Raw genomic sequence first — 16,187 nt, forward strand, 5'->3', positions numbered from 1 at the left:
CGGTGCGCTCAATCACCGGTTCCTTAGCCCAACACTCAGTCATGAACCTGCGCTGACCAGCGAGCGCACGCGCTGGCCGAGGTCGTTCAGGCTGAACGGCTTGGTCAATAGCCGGGTGGTCGAATCAACGGAAACCAGGTTCGAACCACCCGCGAAACCGGTGATGAACAGCACCTTGAGTTGCGGGTATTTCGCCTTGAACTCCGCCGCCAGCGCGACTCCGTTCATCAGTCCGGGCAAGCCGATGTCCGTCAGTAGCAGATCGATGTGTTCGAGCTTTTCCGCTTGCCGGATGGCAGAGACGCTGTCGACCGCTTCAATGACCCGATAGCCCATGTCGGACAAAAACTCCGAGGCCATTTGCCGAATGGCCGTTTCATCGTCCACCAGCAGGATGGTTTCGTTGTGGCCGAACGGCTCCGTCGTTTGAGTCTCATCCGAATCGGCTGTGTTCTGGGCAGGCTGCGAATGGTCCACTGGAAAGAACATCGTCACGGTGGTGCCCACACCCAGGCTGCTGTGAACCCTGACCTGCCCGCCGGATTGCTGGGTGAAGCCGTAAATCATCGAAAGGCCCAGGCCAGTGCCTTCCCCAATCTTCTTGGTGGTAAAGAACGGGTCAAAGATGCGCGATAAATTCTCCGCGCTGATGCCCGTGCCTGAATCCGTCACCGATATCGTGACGTAGGAACCTGACGGCACCATTTTCTCGGTAGACGATGCCTGATCGATGACGCATCGATCGACGCCCAGGTTCAGGGTGCCGCCATTGGGCATGGCATCCCGGGCATTGATCGCGAGGTTAAGCAGCGCATTTTCCAGCTGGTTGAGGTCACACCGGATGCGATCGTTTGCGCGAAAAGAGCATTCGACGATGATGCTGGGGCCGACCGAGCGCCGGATCATTTCATCCAGGCCTGCCACCACTGTCCGGGGTTCGAGCAGTTCAGGCTGGAGTGATTGCTGTCTCGAAAACGCCAACAGTCGTTGGGTCAAAGCAGCGGCCCGTGATGCCGAGGTCATCGCCACGCAGGCATAGCGCGTCAGCTCATCGAAGCGCCCCGCGTCGATACGTCGTTGCAGCAGCTCCAGGCTGCCGATAATGCCCGCCAGCAAGTTATTGAAATCATGGGCGATGCCGCCAGTCAGTTGGCCGACCGCTTCCATTTTCTGACTTTGCCGAAGCTTGGATTCGGTCATGGCGCGTTCTTGCTGTTCAGACTCAAGCTGCGCCGTACGCTGGGCAATACGGTCCTCAAGCAAGTCGTTCCAGTCTCGAAGCGCACCCTCCAATTGCACCCGCGTGTCGATATCCTCGATCGTTCCGTACCACTGCTCGCTTTGTCCGGCAGCGTCGAAGCTGCGCAACGCACGGGTTCTGAACCAGCGATATTCCCCGGTATTTTTTTGCAGCCGAACTTGCGTGTCGAACGGCTCCAGCGTTGCCAGGGATCGACTCCAGAGGTTTTCCAGGGATTCTCGGTCCTCAGCGTGAGCCGCTTTTGCCCACTGATGCCCTAAAGTCTCTGCCGAGGTCATCCCGGTGTATTCATACCAGCGCTGATCAATGGATTTCAGTGTGCCGGCCTTGTCCGCCGTCCAGGGCCAAAGCGGATTGAGTTCCGCCGCAATTCGGTAGTGTCTTTCGCTTTCGCGCAAGCGTTCTTCCGTCGAACGCATGGCCTGCAGGGTATTGGAGCGCTTTAACACCGCGCCGAGCAGGTTGCTGTAGACACGAAGAAAATCGATGTCGCTGTCCGTAAAGTGGCGAGGGCTTCGACTGTCGACCTCGAAGATGCCAAAAGGGCGGTTCTCCGTGGCCCCGTACACCAGCACGTTTACGAAGGCTTTTACTCCGTTTTCCTTTTGAAAATCGTGATAGCGGAAGCGAGTTTCTGTCGAAATATCCGTCGAAATCACCGGGGCGTCCGTGTCCAGTGAAAACCGCTCAGGGCTTCCTTCGCAGGCTTGAACCCAGACCTTTCCGACCACGTCCGGCGTCCAGCCAACGCCGTTTCGCACAAAGAAGGTGACGCCGTCTTCTTGCAGCAGCATGAACTTGGCCAGATGAGTCTCGAGCGCGTCCCCGACCAAACGACAGGCTTCGTCGAGGATGTGCTCAAGATCGTCTGACACCAGCGCCAGCTCACCAAACTCGGCAAGCACCTTGCGCTGGCGCAGTAACGTCGCCTCGATTGCCATGTGATTACCCACGCAGATTTATACATCCGAGGCTGGCCCTCCGACTAGGTTCCACCGGTGTGACCGAATGCGTGAGGTTTCTTTGTTTTGGGCGTGCGGCGGCGCTCTGATCCAGCGGGTATCAGCGCGACCTGACCGCCGCGGTGCTGTTGCGCAACGTTAATTCAAACGGCAACACCACATGCCGTTGTGCGAGCGGTTTCTTCTCGATCAGCGCAATCAACATCTCCACGGCTTTCTGGCCGAAGGTTTCGGCGGGTTGCGAGATGGTCGTCAGGGGCGGATCGCAGTACGCGGCGAAAGGGATGTCGTCGAAACCCACCAATGAAATGTCCTCGGGCACTCGCAGGCCCTGTTGCTTGATGCGTTTCAACGCACCGATGGCCATTTCATCGTTTTCGCAAAACAGCGCCGTGGGGCGGTCGGGCAATGCCAGCATCGCAGCGGCACCGTCATCGCCGGCCTTGAGACTGAAATCACCATGGCAGATCAGCGCGGGGTCCGACGCGATGCCGGCCTGATGCAAGGCGTCCTGATAACCGGCCACGCGGTCGCGGGTCAGCGGGCTGCTTTTCGGGCCTTTGATCAGGCCGATGCGGCGGTGGCCGAGTTCGATCAGATGCTCGGTCATGGCCTTGGCGGCCGCGCGGTTGTCGAGGCTGATGGTGGGGTGGCGGCCGCCCTGAATCACCTCGCAGGCATTGACGATCGGCGGCAATTCGGCGCTGGGGAAGGGCGCTTCGAAAGGGTCGTAGGCGCGCAACTGGATCACGCCATCGGCCTGATGGGCGTACACCAATTCGGCAAATTCCCGTTCGATTTCCTCGCGGCCCTGGGTGTCGCACAGCAACAGCCGATAACCGGCGAGCTGGGCGGCTTGTTGTGCACCGCTGATCACCTTGGCGAAAAAGGTGTTGGCGATGGCTGGCACCAGAATCACCAGGTTGCCGGTTCTGCGTGAACGAAATTGCACCGCCATCAGGTTCGGTCGATAACCGGCTTTTTCCACGGCGGCGTTGACCTTGTCGCGCGTGTCGGGAAGCACGCGCTCAGGCGACTTCAGCGTTCGGGACACCGTGGCGACGGAGACGCCGGCCAGCCGGGCCACTTCGCGGATATTGGACAAGACCACCTCGTTATCGAACTGTGCAGCGGCGAGCTTAGCGCAGGTGGACGTCACCCCGAAATTTTCCTGGCGATTCATTCGGGGTTTGACACCTCATAAAACAGCGCCTAAATTTCCGTCACGATGTAACCGGTTACATCGGCTTGAGGATTCATTTCTGAAAAGCCGCCTGAAGCCGCCTCAAACAGAGAAGAATTGCGATGACTGTTCCAGTGGCAAAAATAAGAATGGGTTTCGTCGGTGGCGGGGAGGGTGCCTTCATCGGGCAGGCCCACCGTCAGGCTGCCGGGCTCGACGGTCGTTTTGAACTGGTGTGTGGCGCGTTCAGTCGCGACGCCCGCAACAATCAGGACACCGGTGCCGCGCTGGGCTTGTTCGCATCGCGCTGCTACAGCGACTGGCGCCAGATGCTGGAGGCCGAGCGCGCGCTGCCCGCCGATCAGCGCATGGAGCTGCTGATCATTGTCACGCCCAATCACCTGCACGCGCCGATTGCCAGCCAGGCGCTGAGCGCGGGGTTCCATGTGTTCAGCGAAAAACCGGCGGCGTTGAATCTGGCCGAGTTGCTGCCGCTCAAGGCTGTGCTTGAGCGCAGTGATCGCCTGTATGGCTTGGCCCACACGTACCTGGGTTATCCGATGGTCTGGCAGGCGCGGCAGATGGTGCGCGACGGCGTGATCGGCACCGTGCGCAAAGTGATTGTCGAGTACCCCCAAGGCTGGTTGAGCGAGGATGTGGCGGGGCAGGGCAACAAGCAGGCCGGCTGGCGCGATCTGCCTGAGCAGTCCGGGTTGGGCGGCTGCATCGGCGATATCGGCACCCATGCCTTTTCATTGGCCGAATTCGTCGCCGACCAACCCATCCAGCACCTGTGCGCGATGTTGAATACCCACATCGCCAGCCGACAACTGGACGACGACGCCGCAATGCTGTTCAAGATGGCCGATGGCGCGAGCGGTGTGTTGATTGCCAGCCAGGTCTGCGCGGGCGAAGAGAACCCGCTGAAGATCCGCGTCTACGGTGACAAGGGCGGCCTGGAGTGGCGTCAGGAACAACCGTCGAGCCTGATCCATCGTTCACTGGATCAACCGATGCGCGTGCTGCGTTCCGGTGTCGGCCAACCCTGGTTGTGCGACGCCGCGACCCGGCGCATGCGTTTGCCGGCGGGGCATCCCGAGGGTTATCTGGAAGCGATGGCCAACCTCTACGGCGATTTCGCCAGCGCGATCCGCAGCAACGTCGGCGGCAACGCCGCCCCCGGCGTACCGGGCATCGACGTCGGGCTGCGTGGCATGGCCTTTATCGAAACCGTGATTGCCAATCATCGTGGCGACACGAAATGGACCGAACTGGTCTGCCCTCAATGACCCCGGAGCACTCACCCGTGAACCCTACTTACCAAGCTGGCCTGCGTGGTCCGGGGATCTTCCTCGCGCAGTTCATGTCCGCTGAAGCACCTTTCGACACACTGGCCAACATCGCCCAATGGGCGGCTTCCCAAGGCTACAAGGCCATCCAGTTGCCGACCCTGGGCACGCAATACATCGACCTGGCGCGCGCCGCAGAAAGTCAGGATTACTGCGACGAATTGAAAGCGGTCTGCGCTAACGCGGGCGTCGAAATCAGCGAGTTGTCGACGCACCTGCAAGGCCAATTGGTGGCGGTGCATCCGGCGTTCGACACCTTGTTCGACGACTTTGCCCCCGCGCATTTACGCGGCCAGCCACAGGCGCGCACCGAGTGGGCGATCGAGCAGTTGAAGCTCGCCGCCCGCGCCAGTCAGCGCCTGGGTTTGAAGGCCCACGCGACCTTTTCCGGTGCGCTGCTGTGGCCCTATATCTACCCATGGCCGCAACGCCCAAGCGGATTGGTCGAACAAGGCTTTGCCGAACTGGTGAAACGCTGGTTGCCGATTCTTGATTGCTTCGAGGAGGCCGGTGTCGACCTGTGCTACGAAATCCACCCCGGCGAAGACCTGCATGACGGCGCCTCGTTCGAGCGTTTTCTGGAGGCGGTGGATCACCATCCGCGCGCGGCGATTCTGTATGACCCCAGTCATCTGCTGCTGCAGCAAATGGACTACCTCGGTTTCATCGATCGCTACCACGCGCGCATCCGCATGTTCCACGTCAAAGACGCCGAGTTCCGGCCCGATGCCCGCTCGGGCGTCTATGGCGGTTACCAAGGCTGGGTCGAGCGGCCGGGGCGTTTCCGTTCGCTGGGCGATGGCCAGATCGACTTCAAATCGATCTTCAGCAAATTGACCCAATACGACTTCAGCGGCTGGGCCGTGCTCGAGTGGGAATGTTGCCTGAAAGATTCCGCCCAAGGCGCCGCGCAAGGGGCGGCGTTCATCGAGCAGCACATGATCACCAAGACGCAGAAGGCGTTCGACGATTTCGCCAGCGTGCAGTCAGACGAAGCGTTCAATCGACGATTGCTGGGGTTGCCCGACGCCTGATCACAACGTTGTTCGCTCCACTCTCCAACAAAAAAAACAATAAGACGGTGACTGTTTATGTCCACGATGACCGCGCGATTGAGCGCCATGATGTTCCTGCAATTCTTTATCTGGGGCGGATGGTTCGTCACCCTCGGTACGTTCCTCGCCAGTAACCTGGGCGCCAGCGGCGGGCAGATCGGCATGGCGTTCTCGACCCAGTCCTGGGGCGCGATCATCGCGCCCTTTGTGATCGGCTTGATCGCCGACCGTTTCTTCAATGCCGAACGCATCCTCGCGGTGTTGCACCTGGTGGGTGCCGTGTTGCTGTATCAGTTGTATCGCGCGCCGGACTTCAGCACGTTTTACCCGTACGTGCTGGCGTACATGATGATCTACATGCCGACCCTGGCACTAGTGAACTCCGTGGCGTTCCGGCAGATGCGCGACCCGGCCCTCGAGTTCGCCCGCATTCGCGTGTGGGGCACCATCGGCTGGATCGTGGCCGGTGTGGTCATCAGTTTTGTGTTTGCCTGGGATTCCCAGGCGATGATTTCGTCAGGCGGGCTGCGCAATACCTTTCTGATGTCGGCGATTGCCTCTCTGGTGCTCGGTCTCTACAGCTTCACCTTGCCGCGCACCGCACCACTGAAGCCTGAAGCAGGCCGCAGCGGCGTCAAGCAAATGCTCGGGCTGGATGCACTGAGTTTGTTGAAGGACCGCAGTTACCTGGTGTTCTTCATCGCCTCCATTCTGATCTGCATTCCGTTGGCGTTTTATTACCAGAATGCCAATCCGTTTCTCGCGGAAATCGGCGTGACCAACCCGACGGCAAAAATGGCCATCGGGCAGGTGTCCGAAGTGCTGTTCATGCTGCTTTTGCCGCTGTTCATTCACCGCTTCGGGATCAAGCTTGCGCTCTTGGTGGGCATGCTGGCGTGGGCCTTGCGCTACGTGCTGTTCGCCTACGGGAACAACGGCGACCTGGCGTTCATGCTGTTTACCGGCATCGCCTTGCACGGCATCTGCTACGACTTCTTCTTTGTGTCCGGCCAGATCTACACCGACGCCAAAGCACCGGAGCGCTTCAGAAGTTCGGCTCAAGGCCTGATTACTTTGGCGACCTACGGCTTGGGCATGCTGATCGGATTCTGGGTCGCAGGGCAGGTGACCGATCACTTTGCGCTGACGGGCAGCCATGACTGGAAGAGCATCTGGTTGTTTCCGGCCGGGTTCGCCCTGGCGATATTTTTCTGCTTCGGGCTGGCGTTCAAAGGGCGGCAGGCGGCGGTTGTTCAGTCAACCGTCTGAACTCACTGGCGCGGCTCGGCCACCAACAGCAACGACTGCGGCACCGCACTTTGCGGGTGCTGCGGTTCCTGCAGGCCGGCCAGCCGAAAACCGGCCATGTCCAGCGCATTCAGCCAACTGGACAGGGTGCGGAAATACCACGGCATCGGTTGCCACTGGCCCTTGAACCCGGCAAAGGTCTCTTCCCGCCAACCGTCCTGATAGTCGCCCGCCGCCACGGCCCACGGATGCAGCGTCTGGATCACCAGCGCACCGCCCGGGGCGAGCAGGGCGTTCATGGCGGCGAGCAGCGGGATGATGTCCTGATGCAGCAAAGCGAAGTTGGCGCAGATCAGGTCAAAGTCGCGGCCGATGTCCACCTGCGCTTCCACCAACGCTTCATAGCTCGCTACATGCACCCGCGAAGCGCCCGCCGCCCGTGCCGCCTCGATCAGCGTCGCATCGCCATCCACCCCGACCGCCGCAATGCCCCGTTGAGCCAGTGCGCGCAATAGCCAGCCTTCGCCGCAACCCAGATCGAGCACGCGTTCCGGTTGGCGACCCAACACCGCCAGCAGGATCGCCTGATCGGTGACCGTGAGGCGGCTTTCGATGGCGCCGCTGCGGATGGCTTCGATCCAGGCGTGGGCGTTGTGGTGCCAGCTGTCGAGGAGGGTGGATTCGGGGGCGGGCATGTCGGTGTCCGGTGTTGTGGGTTGGTTAGAAGGATAGGACAAGTATCAAGACTGACTGGCTTCCTCAAGTCTCAGCGACAAGCTGTCAGCCAATCTCCTGGCCTGCTGCGTCGCCGCTTCACGCGCGCTGCGATCAACGTCATCCCCCATGATGGTTTTCTCCACAATCACCGAATACACATCCGTCACGCCAATAAATTCCAGCCAGGCTTCAACATAGGGCTTCTGAAAGTCGAAGCGCGTTGCCGGCGTGCTCGACTGCGCCGAAAAATCCAGCCCGCGGGCGTACATCACCGCAGCGATTTTGTGGTTCAGCATGCCTTCCAGACCGCGTTCAGGGTCGAAGCTGAACAGGATGTCTTTCTGCGACACCAGATCGATGAAGTGCTTGAGTTTGTAAGGGATGCTGAAATTCCACAGCGGTACCGACATCACCAGCACGTCCGCGTTGTGCAGGTGCGCCGCCAGATCCTTCAAGGTGTTCCAGGCGTCCTGTTGCGCCGGGGTCAACGGCGTGCCATTGAGTCCGGCGTATTTGGCCTCCATCGCCCGCTCATCGAATTCCGGCAACGCCATGTTCCAGAGGTCGAGCGTGATGACCTCCGTGTCCGGCGTGTTTTCCTGATAACGCGCAATGAAGCTGCGGGCGACTTCGAGGGAGGCCGAACGCTGCTGGCGTGGAGAGCATTGAATATGGAGAAGGGTCGTCATGGCACACCTTGATTGGGGGGCGGGGTAGGTGGACGCATTGCAACATAGTTGTATTTGAAATATAAATCGTAAATAAAGCCTCGATTAATCACGTAGAAAACTATGTTCGATACGCTGCTGCTCAAAACATTTGTCACGGTCGTCGATGAAGACGGCTTCAGCCGTGCCGCCCAGAAGCTGCACCTGACTCAGTCGGCGGTCAGTGGCCACGTGCGGCGATTGGAAGAGCAGATTGGCAAACCCCTGTTGACGCGTACCACCCGTTCCCAGCAGCTGACTGTCGATGGCGAGCGCCTGGTTTCTTATGCGCGCACGATCCTCGCGCTGAACCGTGATGCCTGGACAGAACTGACCCGCACGCCGTTTCAAGGAAGGCTGCGGATCGGTGTGTCCGAGGATTTTGTCGAGTCTCGATTACTGCGCACTTTTCAGGATTTCGCGGCGCAGTATCCAGGGATGGAGATCGAGGTGCAGGTGAGTATTCCGGGCACGTTACTGACGCTGATGAAGCAAGGGCATCTGGAGGTGGTCATCGGTTCTCTGTGCGAAACCAGCGAAGCGGGGCGGTTGCTGTGGCAGGAACCGCTGGTGTGGGCCTGGTCGGCGCAACCTGTCACCGATTTACCAAAGCCGTTGCCGCTGGCGCTGTTCCCCGAGCCGTGCCCTTATCGCGAGGCTGCGCTGACGAGGCTGGCGCAGGCGGGAATTGCCCAGCGCACGGCGATGTTGTGCAGCAGCACGGCCGGGTTGCGGGCGGCGGCACTCGCAGGCTTCGCGATAGCGCCGATGCCACTCAGTCAGTTGGGACAGGGACTGGCCGTGCTGGGGGTGGAACAAGGGTTGCCGGATTTGCCGGATGCGCAATGTCGGTTGTTCACCTCGCCTGAAGCGGATCAGGCGATGGTGGCCGCGGTCACTCAGCTCATGGTGGAGTATTGCGCCACGCGCAGGGCTTGATTGTCGCGGTGGATAGCGGTCAGTTGCACAGGGCAGCCATCGATCCGGGGCAGATTCACCGCGCACCGACGCTGCCCAGAGCGGCTACGTGTTTTGCGCGTCAAGACAGGCGCGATTCGCGTGCTGCCTCGCACCGATGCGCGTGAACACCTGCCACACAAACAGCAGCACGCTGCAGCCATTCAGAATTGAGGCGACGCCAATCAGAGGCTCCACTGACGGGAAGCCCTTGAGCCGCAGCGTCAGTGCGCCGAGCATCACCGGGACGCCAATGTTGTACGTCCAGAACTGCGCCGCAGCAACGCGTCCTTCGGTGATCGACGGGTGGGCGGTACCGATGATGCCGAACAGGGCCATCGACACCCATCCCAACAGATTGACATGGGCATGCACCGCGAACAGCGAGTGGTCGCCGGAAGCGCCCATCGCTACGCCCAGCATCACGCCAATGGCAAAGTAGAGAGCAGCCAGCCGAAACCAGGTCCGCGAACGGGGGTTGTGATTCATGGCATTCACCTCATGCGCCCTGCGGCGCGCTCAGTTGCATGTGAAGTCGTCACTCTCGGTCCTGCGGGGCGACCACTTGTTGGTTGGATTTTCAGTGTCTATTATGAGACTCGTGTCTCACGACAAGACAGGATCTCATTTACTCCATGCCAATTTCGAAGTCAAGCCCGTCCAGCGGAGACGGCGATCAGGGCCGCGACAACCAGAAGCGCCGAACCCGCCAGGCGCTGATCGATGCCGCAATCGCATTGCGCGACGAAGGCCATAACCCGACGGTTGCGCAAGTGGCCGAACGCGCAATGGTGTCGCGGGCCACGGCGTATCGCTACTTTCCCTCGACCGAGGCGTTGATCAGCGAGACGGCGGCAGACCGCGACATGACGCCGCTGGAACACCTCTGGCAGCCGGGGGACGATCCGGTGAAGGGCATTGGTCTGGCGGCGAACGCGTTGAACAAACTCTTGATCGACGACGAGATCGGCCTGCACGTAATGGAGCGTTCGTTCATGACGGTGTGGCTCGAAAACGAGTCCCACGAGGCGCCCCTGCGACCGGGGCGACGCATGAGTTACATCGAACCGATTGTCGACTCGCTGAAGGACGTGCTCTCACCCCGAGCGAGCAAACGGCTGAAGCAGGCGCTGTCGATTGTCATGGGCACCGAGGCGTTGATTGCCGTGCGTGATATCAGTGGCGCGAGCGTCGAAGAGTCACTCGACGCCGCCGCCTGGGCGGCTCGGGCGCTGGTTCGTCAGGCACTGGCGGAGGATGAGGAGACACGACACAAGCGCAAAGCGACGAGTTCGCGGTCTACAGGCTAATCCGCACGCTGCTCATTGGAACGCCCATCCACTCAGCAACCCGGCGCCCAACGCGACCAACGCAGTATTGAGACAGACCAGCGTGAAGCCAAACCTCACCAGTTCGCCTTCTTCACTGGCCTGGGTTTTGGCGAGTCCCAGAATCAGCATGACGATCGACAAGGACCCCAGTGCTGCGTGTCCTGCCGAGCTGTTCTGCACCGCTGCCAGCAATAGACGAGAAGGCTCGGGCATCATTGCGATGGCCGGCATGAAGATCGCGTTGCCGCCGACATTCGACCCGGTCATATAGCCAGACAGCGCGCCAAGCAGAGCAACCAGCGACGTCGCGGCGGTGGGTGACAGGCCTTCCAGCAATTGCATCAGGCCCGCCAGGAAGCCGGCCTTCACCATCATTTGCGACATCGCGAGAAAGAAGAAGATGGTCAACAGTGGCCGCTTCGCGCGCGCCGCCAACGCAGCAAACAGGCTGACATCAGGGCCAGTCAGCGGTTGTGTATTGCGCGTGTGAAACCTTAGCCCGATCAGCACCAGAATCAGTGCCAAACCCGGCGACGCGAGCGGCTTCCAGGTGACCTGGGCGCCCTGTACCAACCAAACGTCCTGCCAAGAGGTGATCGTCCACAGCATTTTCAACGCGACGATGAAAGCAATCAGCAGCAGATACGGCCACGCCTGACGCGGCCATTGCACCGCACCGCGTTCGCTGTCGCTACGATGCAGGCGCCACAACCCGGCAGAGAGTACAACGGCTGCCGTCAGCAGGCCTGCGGCAACACCGGCCACTTCCGGCCCGAACCACCGACTGGCACTGTAAAGCACAGCCACAAACAGCAGCCAGAAAACGCCCAGCGAACTCCAGTCCCGCAATTCACGAACGCCGGCCAGATACAGCGCCATCACACTGAGGCCCAAAAAGACCAGTGCGCTGGTCAGTGCCGAGGTCGAAGCCAGCGCGGCGGCGTCCAGGTGAGCCAGCGAGGCGCCAATGACCGACGCCAGGCCCAGCGTTCCCCACGGCATGATTGCCATGCCGGTCAATGCAATTCGCAACGCGACCCGGCGCTCGAAGAGGCTGAGCAACAGCGGCACCGTCGCGATCAATGACACGCCGAAGCCGGTCATCGCTTCCAGTAACGGTGCCAGCCCGAGCACGATGAACACCACCTGATCGCCGCGTCCCAGACCCAGTGAACGCACCCATTGGCTCAGCGCCAGGTTCACGCCCAAGCGCTCGATAAGAATCACGAAGGCCAGACCCGGCACAATCACGAACGCGGTACTTGCAAACAGCACGGCCGTATCTTGAGCGGCGCCCAGCATGCTGTCCGGGCGCCACGCGTCGGCCGCTCCGGCAAGCCAGAGCACCACGACGAGCAGGGTGCCTGCCATGGCGGCGTGAACGGGCGGCCGGCGCAGCACGACGAGCATGGCCGTGACCAACAGGACAGGGGAAAGATGGAACAGTGCGAGCATGCCAATACTATCCTTGTGTGAATTCCCGCCAGGCTGCACATGCAGACGGCAAGCAAGATAATATTTCTCGCGGCTAGATAAAGGGTCGCTGTTTTCTGGTAGTTTTCGAGAAAATTTCTCGCGGGCCGACCATGGTAAAACACGACGCTGCAACTGAATCGCTGGACAAATTCGACCGCGCCATCCTTGACCTGGTCCAGCGCGACAACACCATGCCTCTGCGCCTGATGGCCGAGCAGGTCAACCTCTCCACGGCCGCCGTTCAGCGCCGTATCAAGCGAATGGAAGAGAAGGGCGTTATCACGGGCAATGTCGCCATTGTCGATCCAACGGCTGTAGGGCGGCCGATCACGATCATTGTGGAAGTGATGGCCGAGCGCACCAGCCTTGAGGCGCTGGAGTCGATGAAGGCCCACTTCGCGGTGCCCGAAGTTCAGCAGTGTTACTACGTCACCGGCGAAGTGGATTTCGTCCTGGTGTTGACCGTCGCGAGCATGCAGGAATACCAGGCGTTGGCGCGGCGATTGTTTGCCGAAAATGCCAACGTGACCTGGTTCAAGACCATCGTGGCGCTGGACCGTGTGAAAGTCGGGCTTGATGTGCCGAGCGGGGCGGGGTAACCCATTGCCCCTTGCGATTCGCCTGTCACGCTGCTCAAACACTCTTCAGAATTTCACGACCGTGACGACAACGTACGCACATTCCTTTCGTGCCGTGAGTTGTACATGAACAAGATCGCTGTTCTGTTGTTTGCCGTTCTTTGCCTTGCTGGATGCGCCAACCAGAAATTCAAACCCGAATACCGTACGCAGATTCACACCGTGAAAATCCTCCCGGTGTCGTGGAAGCTCCGGGAAATGAGTTACATGGGACGTGAGCAGGCATGGGGCGCGGCGTTGGGCGCCGGCGTCGGTACGGGTGTGGGTATGGCGGCAGGTGCATCGAAACTGGGTACGGCGGCTTTGGGTGGAGCCGGGTTTGCAGCAGGTCTGAAGGCCGGCGACCTGGCCTCGATGTCGACGGTCGATGCGATTCTTTTCAACATGGAAAGCGCTGATATTGACCTGGGCGAGTTGGTCAAGAAGAGCTTCGAGGAACAACTGGCCGCTACCGGTCGTTTCAAGATCGTCGGTGAAAACGAACAGGCCGATGCGCAGATTCAGTTGACCGTCCTCAACTGGGGTTTCGCCCTGACTCAAGGCTTCAGCAGCGTGGTGTACCCGACGATCGCTGTGAGTGGTGTCATGAAACGTGGCGATGAACTGATCTGGCAACGCAATGAGCCGATCACGGCATTCAACGGTGCCAACACCTATGGCTATGAGCCGTTGCGCTATCGCACAGAACCGGAATTGCTACGGACTGCGTTGACGGGCGTCGCGCAAATCGTGGACCGCTACTTGGTCAAGGACTTGAATGAGTGATCGTCAGCCCCTCGCAAAAAGGGGCTGCCGATGTTCATATCCACCGCAAAGATGACCGCGGCTCGCGCCCTGTCGAAAACCTCAAAAAACACCGCGTGGCGCGCCGACGAGCGCTCGGGTCCCGAGACACAGGGCTAGCTTTGCGGTACCACCCGCGCTTCGCTACCGGCACCCTCGACATAAACGCTCATGCCTTTGGTCAGTACCGGGTTGATCGGCTGGGTCACCGAAACCAGCACGCCGCTGTTGGTCCGCACAATGATCTGCTGGGCTTCTTTCGGCTGGTCGTATTTTTTCTTTTCCGCATAATTACCGCCTGCTGCACCTGCAAGCGCACCGGCGATCATCGCAACATCCCGACCGGTGCCACGACCGATCAGGCTACCGAGGCCAGCACCGCCGATGCCGCCTAAGATGGCCCCCACGCCACTGTCGTGGTTGGTCTGCATTTGCGTCTGGGTAATCTGCTCGATTTTCCCCGAGCGAATTTCCATCTCGCCCGCGCCTCCGCTCCCGGCGTCGACCGCGGCACAGGAACACAGCGCCAGACTCAACAGCGTAGTCGTCAACCAGCAAGTGATAGTTTTCATGCTCAGACTCCAGCAGTTACGAGGAAGTTGATCTTGCAAACGCATCAATTCACGGTAGACGAAAAAGTCTGGAGGGTGCCTTTATATTCAGCGTGTAATCTCGCTGACTGCGTTTTGCGCCCGTATCCATTGCACCTTCCTGATAAGAAGTCAGAAGGTGTAAACCTTATTCAGGACGAGACAGAGCGCGTAAAAAAGCCCGGCTGATAAGGCCGGGCTTTTCGTTGAGTCCATCGGTAAAGCCATTCATTTATGCAGCGCGGCTTTCGATCAAACGGTCGGAACCACCTTCGGCAACGCGGTTTTCGATCAGACGATCCGAACCACCTTCGGCAACGCGGTTTTCGATCAGACGATCCGAACCACCTTCAGCAACGCGGTTTTCGATCAGGCGGTCGGAGCCACCTTCGGCAACGCGGTTTTCGATCAGACGATCCGAACCACCTTCAGCGACGCGATTTTCGATCAGACGGTCGGAACCACCTTCAGCAACGCGGTTTTCGATCAGACGGTCCGAACCACCTTCGGCAACACGGTTTTCGATCAAACGATCCGAACCACCCTCAGCCACACGACTTTCAATCAGACGATCCGAGCCGCCTTCAGCGACAACCGGGTGAGCAGAAGAAGCGGCAAAAGCGTTAACTGCAAAAACCGAGAATGCGATGCTGAGGAAGAGTTGGCGTTTCATGATGGTGTGCTCCGGGGTGTAGTTGTTTGGTATGGAGCCGATCTTACGCCGCGGATTTTTTATGAGAACTTCATTGAGTCGATTGTAACTATCGATGTCGGCAATGAATGCGAAAGGCCCTGTCCAGACGCTTCAAGCCTCGCTGATCTTGCTGACACTGGTCATCTGACCATTCCAGACCATCTCGTAATGCGCCGTTTGAATGATGGATAAAACCGGTCTCGGCGTCATCAGCGCCCAACAATAACTGCCCTGCAGACGCACGGAGTGGTAACGAATCCCAGCGCAGCGCGCCTCTTTGACCGACCTCCCCAAACGCCGCGATGCCGTGTAATCGTCAGGATCATAAACAGGATCAGTCATCGCAATGGCGGTCGCATCTCTCATCGCCGCATCCACGAAAGAGCAGGACAACCCCCGAAACACAAATCGCTCATAGTTGAGACTCGGCACGTTCGACCAGTACAGACTCTGGTGATGCCGCACCTCGGCCAACGCCGTTTCCATGGAATCCGCCAGATACAACACCCCAAAACTGCCATCGCTGAACCGCGAACCCGCCGGGTTGACGTGAGTGAAAGGCGCCGTCGCGTAAGAGCAGCCCGGAATACCGAACGGGATCTGATCCCGCGCAATCAACTCAAGATGACCCACTTCATTTTTCAGCCTGGGATTCGTCAGCGCCTGAATCTGATACAGCACCTCAAACTCATCCGCGTCCGCCACGTCATCAAACATCGCAATCGGTGGAAACTTCGAATTGACCAGTCGGTAAGCCTGCAACTGCTCGCCGGCCAGTTCTGCCAGTTCGCTCACCGTCACCATTGCGCACCGCGCAGCACGTCGATGCGCTTGAAGGTTTCATACAAGGAAATCATGTCGCCCTGAGCCATGATCTCCAGCGGACTGCGGCCATTGAAAAACTCGTTGTGGTTGGCCATCGACGGGAAGCCGTAGACGTTATCCGGGTTATCGAAGACCAGGCGCAGCGCGGCGTGGATGTTGAGCACAAAACTGATGCGCTGCATCTGGTCGGAATCGAGTGTCACGGACCACGACGGATCACGCTGCCGGGCGCGGGTGTAGGTGCTACGGGAAATGCGCAGGATGCGACAGGCCTGCTCGCTGGAGGCGCTCCATTTTTCGAGAATGCCTACTGCGGCGCGTAGGCCTGTGACGCATTGGGCCTTGGTGAAGGCTTGTTCCTGGAGGGGGACTGCCATGTTCTGTGCCTCACTGTAAATCCATAGATTCAAA

17 protein-coding genes are annotated in these 16,187 nt (G+C 59.7%); 7 read left to right on the top strand and 10 right to left on the bottom strand.

Annotation, left to right across the window (positions count from 1 at the left end):
• Positions 1-39: 39 nt before the first annotated feature.
• Together ACA049_RS12455 and ACA049_RS12460 are read right to left on the bottom strand one after the other, a co-directional pair.
• On the bottom strand, positions 40-2,202 hold the full coding sequence (locus tag ACA049_RS12455; RefSeq protein ID WP_497335805.1) for an ATP-binding protein: 2,163 nt from the start codon (positions 2,200-2,202) through the stop codon (positions 40-42).
• Positions 2,203-2,323: 121 nt separating this feature from the next.
• A complete protein-coding gene (locus tag ACA049_RS12460; protein ID WP_497336843.1) occupies positions 2,324-3,328 on the bottom strand; it encodes a LacI family DNA-binding transcriptional regulator in 1,005 nt (334 codons plus the stop codon).
• A gap of 227 nt (positions 3,329-3,555) precedes the next feature.
• On the opposite strand from ACA049_RS12460, the gene ACA049_RS12465 reads away from it, so the two are divergent.
• From ACA049_RS12465 to ACA049_RS12475, 3 genes are read left to right on the top strand one after another with little or no spacing between them, the layout of a single operon-like run.
• Complete coding sequence (locus ACA049_RS12465; protein WP_497336845.1) at positions 3,556-4,695, top strand: Gfo/Idh/MocA family protein; 1,140 nt, start codon at positions 3,556-3,558, stop codon at positions 4,693-4,695.
• Positions 4,692-5,789, top strand: coding sequence for a sugar phosphate isomerase/epimerase family protein (locus ACA049_RS12470; protein WP_497336847.1), 1,098 nt, complete (start codon positions 4,692-4,694; stop codon positions 5,787-5,789). The genes ACA049_RS12465 and ACA049_RS12470 overlap by 4 nt, the downstream gene beginning before the upstream one ends.
• 57 nt (positions 5,790-5,846) lie before the next feature.
• A complete protein-coding gene (locus ACA049_RS12475) occupies positions 5,847-7,079 on the top strand; it encodes a nucleoside permease (protein WP_497335807.1) in 1,233 nt (410 codons plus the stop codon).
• A gap of 2 nt (positions 7,080-7,081) precedes the next feature.
• Here ACA049_RS12475 and ACA049_RS12480 read toward each other — a convergent pair whose 3' ends face one another.
• Both ACA049_RS12480 and ACA049_RS12485 read right to left on the bottom strand, forming a co-directional pair.
• On the bottom strand, positions 7,082-7,753 hold the full coding sequence (locus ACA049_RS12480) for a class I SAM-dependent methyltransferase (RefSeq protein WP_497335809.1): 672 nt from the start codon (positions 7,751-7,753) through the stop codon (positions 7,082-7,084).
• A gap of 45 nt (positions 7,754-7,798) precedes the next feature.
• Positions 7,799-8,464, bottom strand: coding sequence for an FMN-dependent NADH-azoreductase (locus ACA049_RS12485; RefSeq protein WP_497335811.1), 666 nt, complete (start codon positions 8,462-8,464; stop codon positions 7,799-7,801).
• 102 nt (positions 8,465-8,566) lie between these two features.
• Between ACA049_RS12485 and ACA049_RS12490 the strand changes: the two genes are divergently transcribed.
• Complete coding sequence (locus tag ACA049_RS12490) at positions 8,567-9,421, top strand: LysR substrate-binding domain-containing protein (protein WP_497335813.1); 855 nt, start codon at positions 8,567-8,569, stop codon at positions 9,419-9,421.
• A gap of 84 nt (positions 9,422-9,505) precedes the next feature.
• Here ACA049_RS12490 and ACA049_RS12495 read toward each other — a convergent pair whose 3' ends face one another.
• Complete coding sequence (locus tag ACA049_RS12495; RefSeq protein WP_497335815.1) at positions 9,506-9,928, bottom strand: DUF2871 family protein; 423 nt, start codon at positions 9,926-9,928, stop codon at positions 9,506-9,508.
• A 146-nt stretch (positions 9,929-10,074) separates the two neighbouring features.
• On the opposite strand from ACA049_RS12495, the gene ACA049_RS12500 reads away from it, so the two are divergent.
• Positions 10,075-10,749 (top strand): TetR/AcrR family transcriptional regulator, encoded by a 675-nt coding sequence (locus tag ACA049_RS12500; RefSeq protein WP_497335817.1) that lies wholly within the window; start codon positions 10,075-10,077, stop codon positions 10,747-10,749.
• Between the two features lie 12 nt (positions 10,750-10,761).
• Here the strand turns inward: ACA049_RS12500 and ACA049_RS12505 are convergent, their stop codons facing one another.
• Positions 10,762-12,225 (bottom strand): L-lactate permease, encoded by a 1,464-nt coding sequence (locus ACA049_RS12505; protein ID WP_497335819.1) that lies wholly within the window; start codon positions 12,223-12,225, stop codon positions 10,762-10,764.
• A 131-nt stretch (positions 12,226-12,356) separates the two neighbouring features.
• On the opposite strand from ACA049_RS12505, the gene ACA049_RS12510 reads away from it, so the two are divergent.
• A complete protein-coding gene (locus tag ACA049_RS12510; RefSeq protein ID WP_497335821.1) occupies positions 12,357-12,845 on the top strand; it encodes an Lrp/AsnC family transcriptional regulator in 489 nt (162 codons plus the stop codon).
• Positions 12,846-12,950: 105 nt separating this feature from the next.
• Positions 12,951-13,649, top strand: coding sequence for a hypothetical protein (locus ACA049_RS12515; protein ID WP_497335823.1), 699 nt, complete (start codon positions 12,951-12,953; stop codon positions 13,647-13,649).
• A 134-nt stretch (positions 13,650-13,783) separates the two neighbouring features.
• Here the strand turns inward: ACA049_RS12515 and ACA049_RS12520 are convergent, their stop codons facing one another.
• The 4 genes from ACA049_RS12520 to ACA049_RS12535 all read right to left on the bottom strand — a co-directional run bounded on the left by ACA049_RS12520 (position 13,784) and on the right by ACA049_RS12535 (position 16,153).
• The gene (locus ACA049_RS12520; protein WP_497335825.1) at positions 13,784-14,239 is read right to left on the bottom strand and encodes a glycine zipper 2TM domain-containing protein; all 456 of its coding nucleotides are present in this window, start codon (positions 14,237-14,239) and stop codon (positions 13,784-13,786) included.
• A gap of 250 nt (positions 14,240-14,489) precedes the next feature.
• A complete protein-coding gene (locus ACA049_RS12525) occupies positions 14,490-14,930 on the bottom strand; it encodes a phage infection protein (RefSeq protein ID WP_414884332.1) in 441 nt (146 codons plus the stop codon).
• A gap of 132 nt (positions 14,931-15,062) precedes the next feature.
• A complete protein-coding gene (locus ACA049_RS12530; RefSeq protein WP_497335827.1) occupies positions 15,063-15,755 on the bottom strand; it encodes an RES family NAD+ phosphorylase in 693 nt (230 codons plus the stop codon).
• Positions 15,749-16,153 (bottom strand): antitoxin Xre-like helix-turn-helix domain-containing protein, encoded by a 405-nt coding sequence (locus ACA049_RS12535; protein ID WP_497335829.1) that lies wholly within the window; start codon positions 16,151-16,153, stop codon positions 15,749-15,751. The genes ACA049_RS12530 and ACA049_RS12535 overlap by 7 nt, the downstream gene beginning before the upstream one ends.
• Between the last annotated feature and the right edge of the window lie 34 nt (positions 16,154-16,187).

It is taken from the genome of Pseudomonas sp. LBUM1662 (assembly GCF_059695915.1).

Bases quoted from the DNA above. Each gene is read 5' to 3' on its own strand.
- ACA049_RS12485 (WP_497335811.1), bottom strand. From the start codon at position 8,464: ATGACGACCCTTCTCCATATTCAATGCTCTCCACGCCAGCAGCGTTCG.
- ACA049_RS12495 (WP_497335815.1), bottom strand. From the start codon at position 9,928: ATGAATCACAACCCCCGTTCGCGGACCTGGTTTCGGCTGGCTGCTCTC.
- ACA049_RS12455 (WP_497335805.1), bottom strand. From the start codon at position 2,202: ATGGCAATCGAGGCGACGTTACTGCGCCAGCGCAAGGTGCTTGCCGAG.
- ACA049_RS12510 (WP_497335821.1), top strand. From the start codon at position 12,357: ATGGTAAAACACGACGCTGCAACTGAATCGCTGGACAAATTCGACCGC.
- ACA049_RS12475 (WP_497335807.1), top strand. From the start codon at position 5,847: ATGTCCACGATGACCGCGCGATTGAGCGCCATGATGTTCCTGCAATTC.
- ACA049_RS12470 (WP_497336847.1), top strand. From the start codon at position 4,692: ATGACCCCGGAGCACTCACCCGTGAACCCTACTTACCAAGCTGGCCTG.
- ACA049_RS12515 (WP_497335823.1), top strand. From the start codon at position 12,951: ATGAACAAGATCGCTGTTCTGTTGTTTGCCGTTCTTTGCCTTGCTGGA.
- ACA049_RS12500 (WP_497335817.1), top strand. From the start codon at position 10,075: ATGCCAATTTCGAAGTCAAGCCCGTCCAGCGGAGACGGCGATCAGGGC.
- ACA049_RS12525 (WP_414884332.1), bottom strand. From the start codon at position 14,930: ATGAAACGCCAACTCTTCCTCAGCATCGCATTCTCGGTTTTTGCAGTT.
- ACA049_RS12505 (WP_497335819.1), bottom strand. From the start codon at position 12,225: ATGCTCGCACTGTTCCATCTTTCCCCTGTCCTGTTGGTCACGGCCATG.
- ACA049_RS12465 (WP_497336845.1), top strand. From the start codon at position 3,556: ATGGGTTTCGTCGGTGGCGGGGAGGGTGCCTTCATCGGGCAGGCCCAC.
- ACA049_RS12535 (WP_497335829.1), bottom strand. From the start codon at position 16,153: ATGGCAGTCCCCCTCCAGGAACAAGCCTTCACCAAGGCCCAATGCGTC.
- ACA049_RS12530 (WP_497335827.1), bottom strand. From the start codon at position 15,755: ATGGTGACGGTGAGCGAACTGGCAGAACTGGCCGGCGAGCAGTTGCAG.
- ACA049_RS12520 (WP_497335825.1), bottom strand. From the start codon at position 14,239: ATGAAAACTATCACTTGCTGGTTGACGACTACGCTGTTGAGTCTGGCG.
- ACA049_RS12490 (WP_497335813.1), top strand. From the start codon at position 8,567: ATGTTCGATACGCTGCTGCTCAAAACATTTGTCACGGTCGTCGATGAA.
- ACA049_RS12480 (WP_497335809.1), bottom strand. From the start codon at position 7,753: ATGCCCGCCCCCGAATCCACCCTCCTCGACAGCTGGCACCACAACGCC.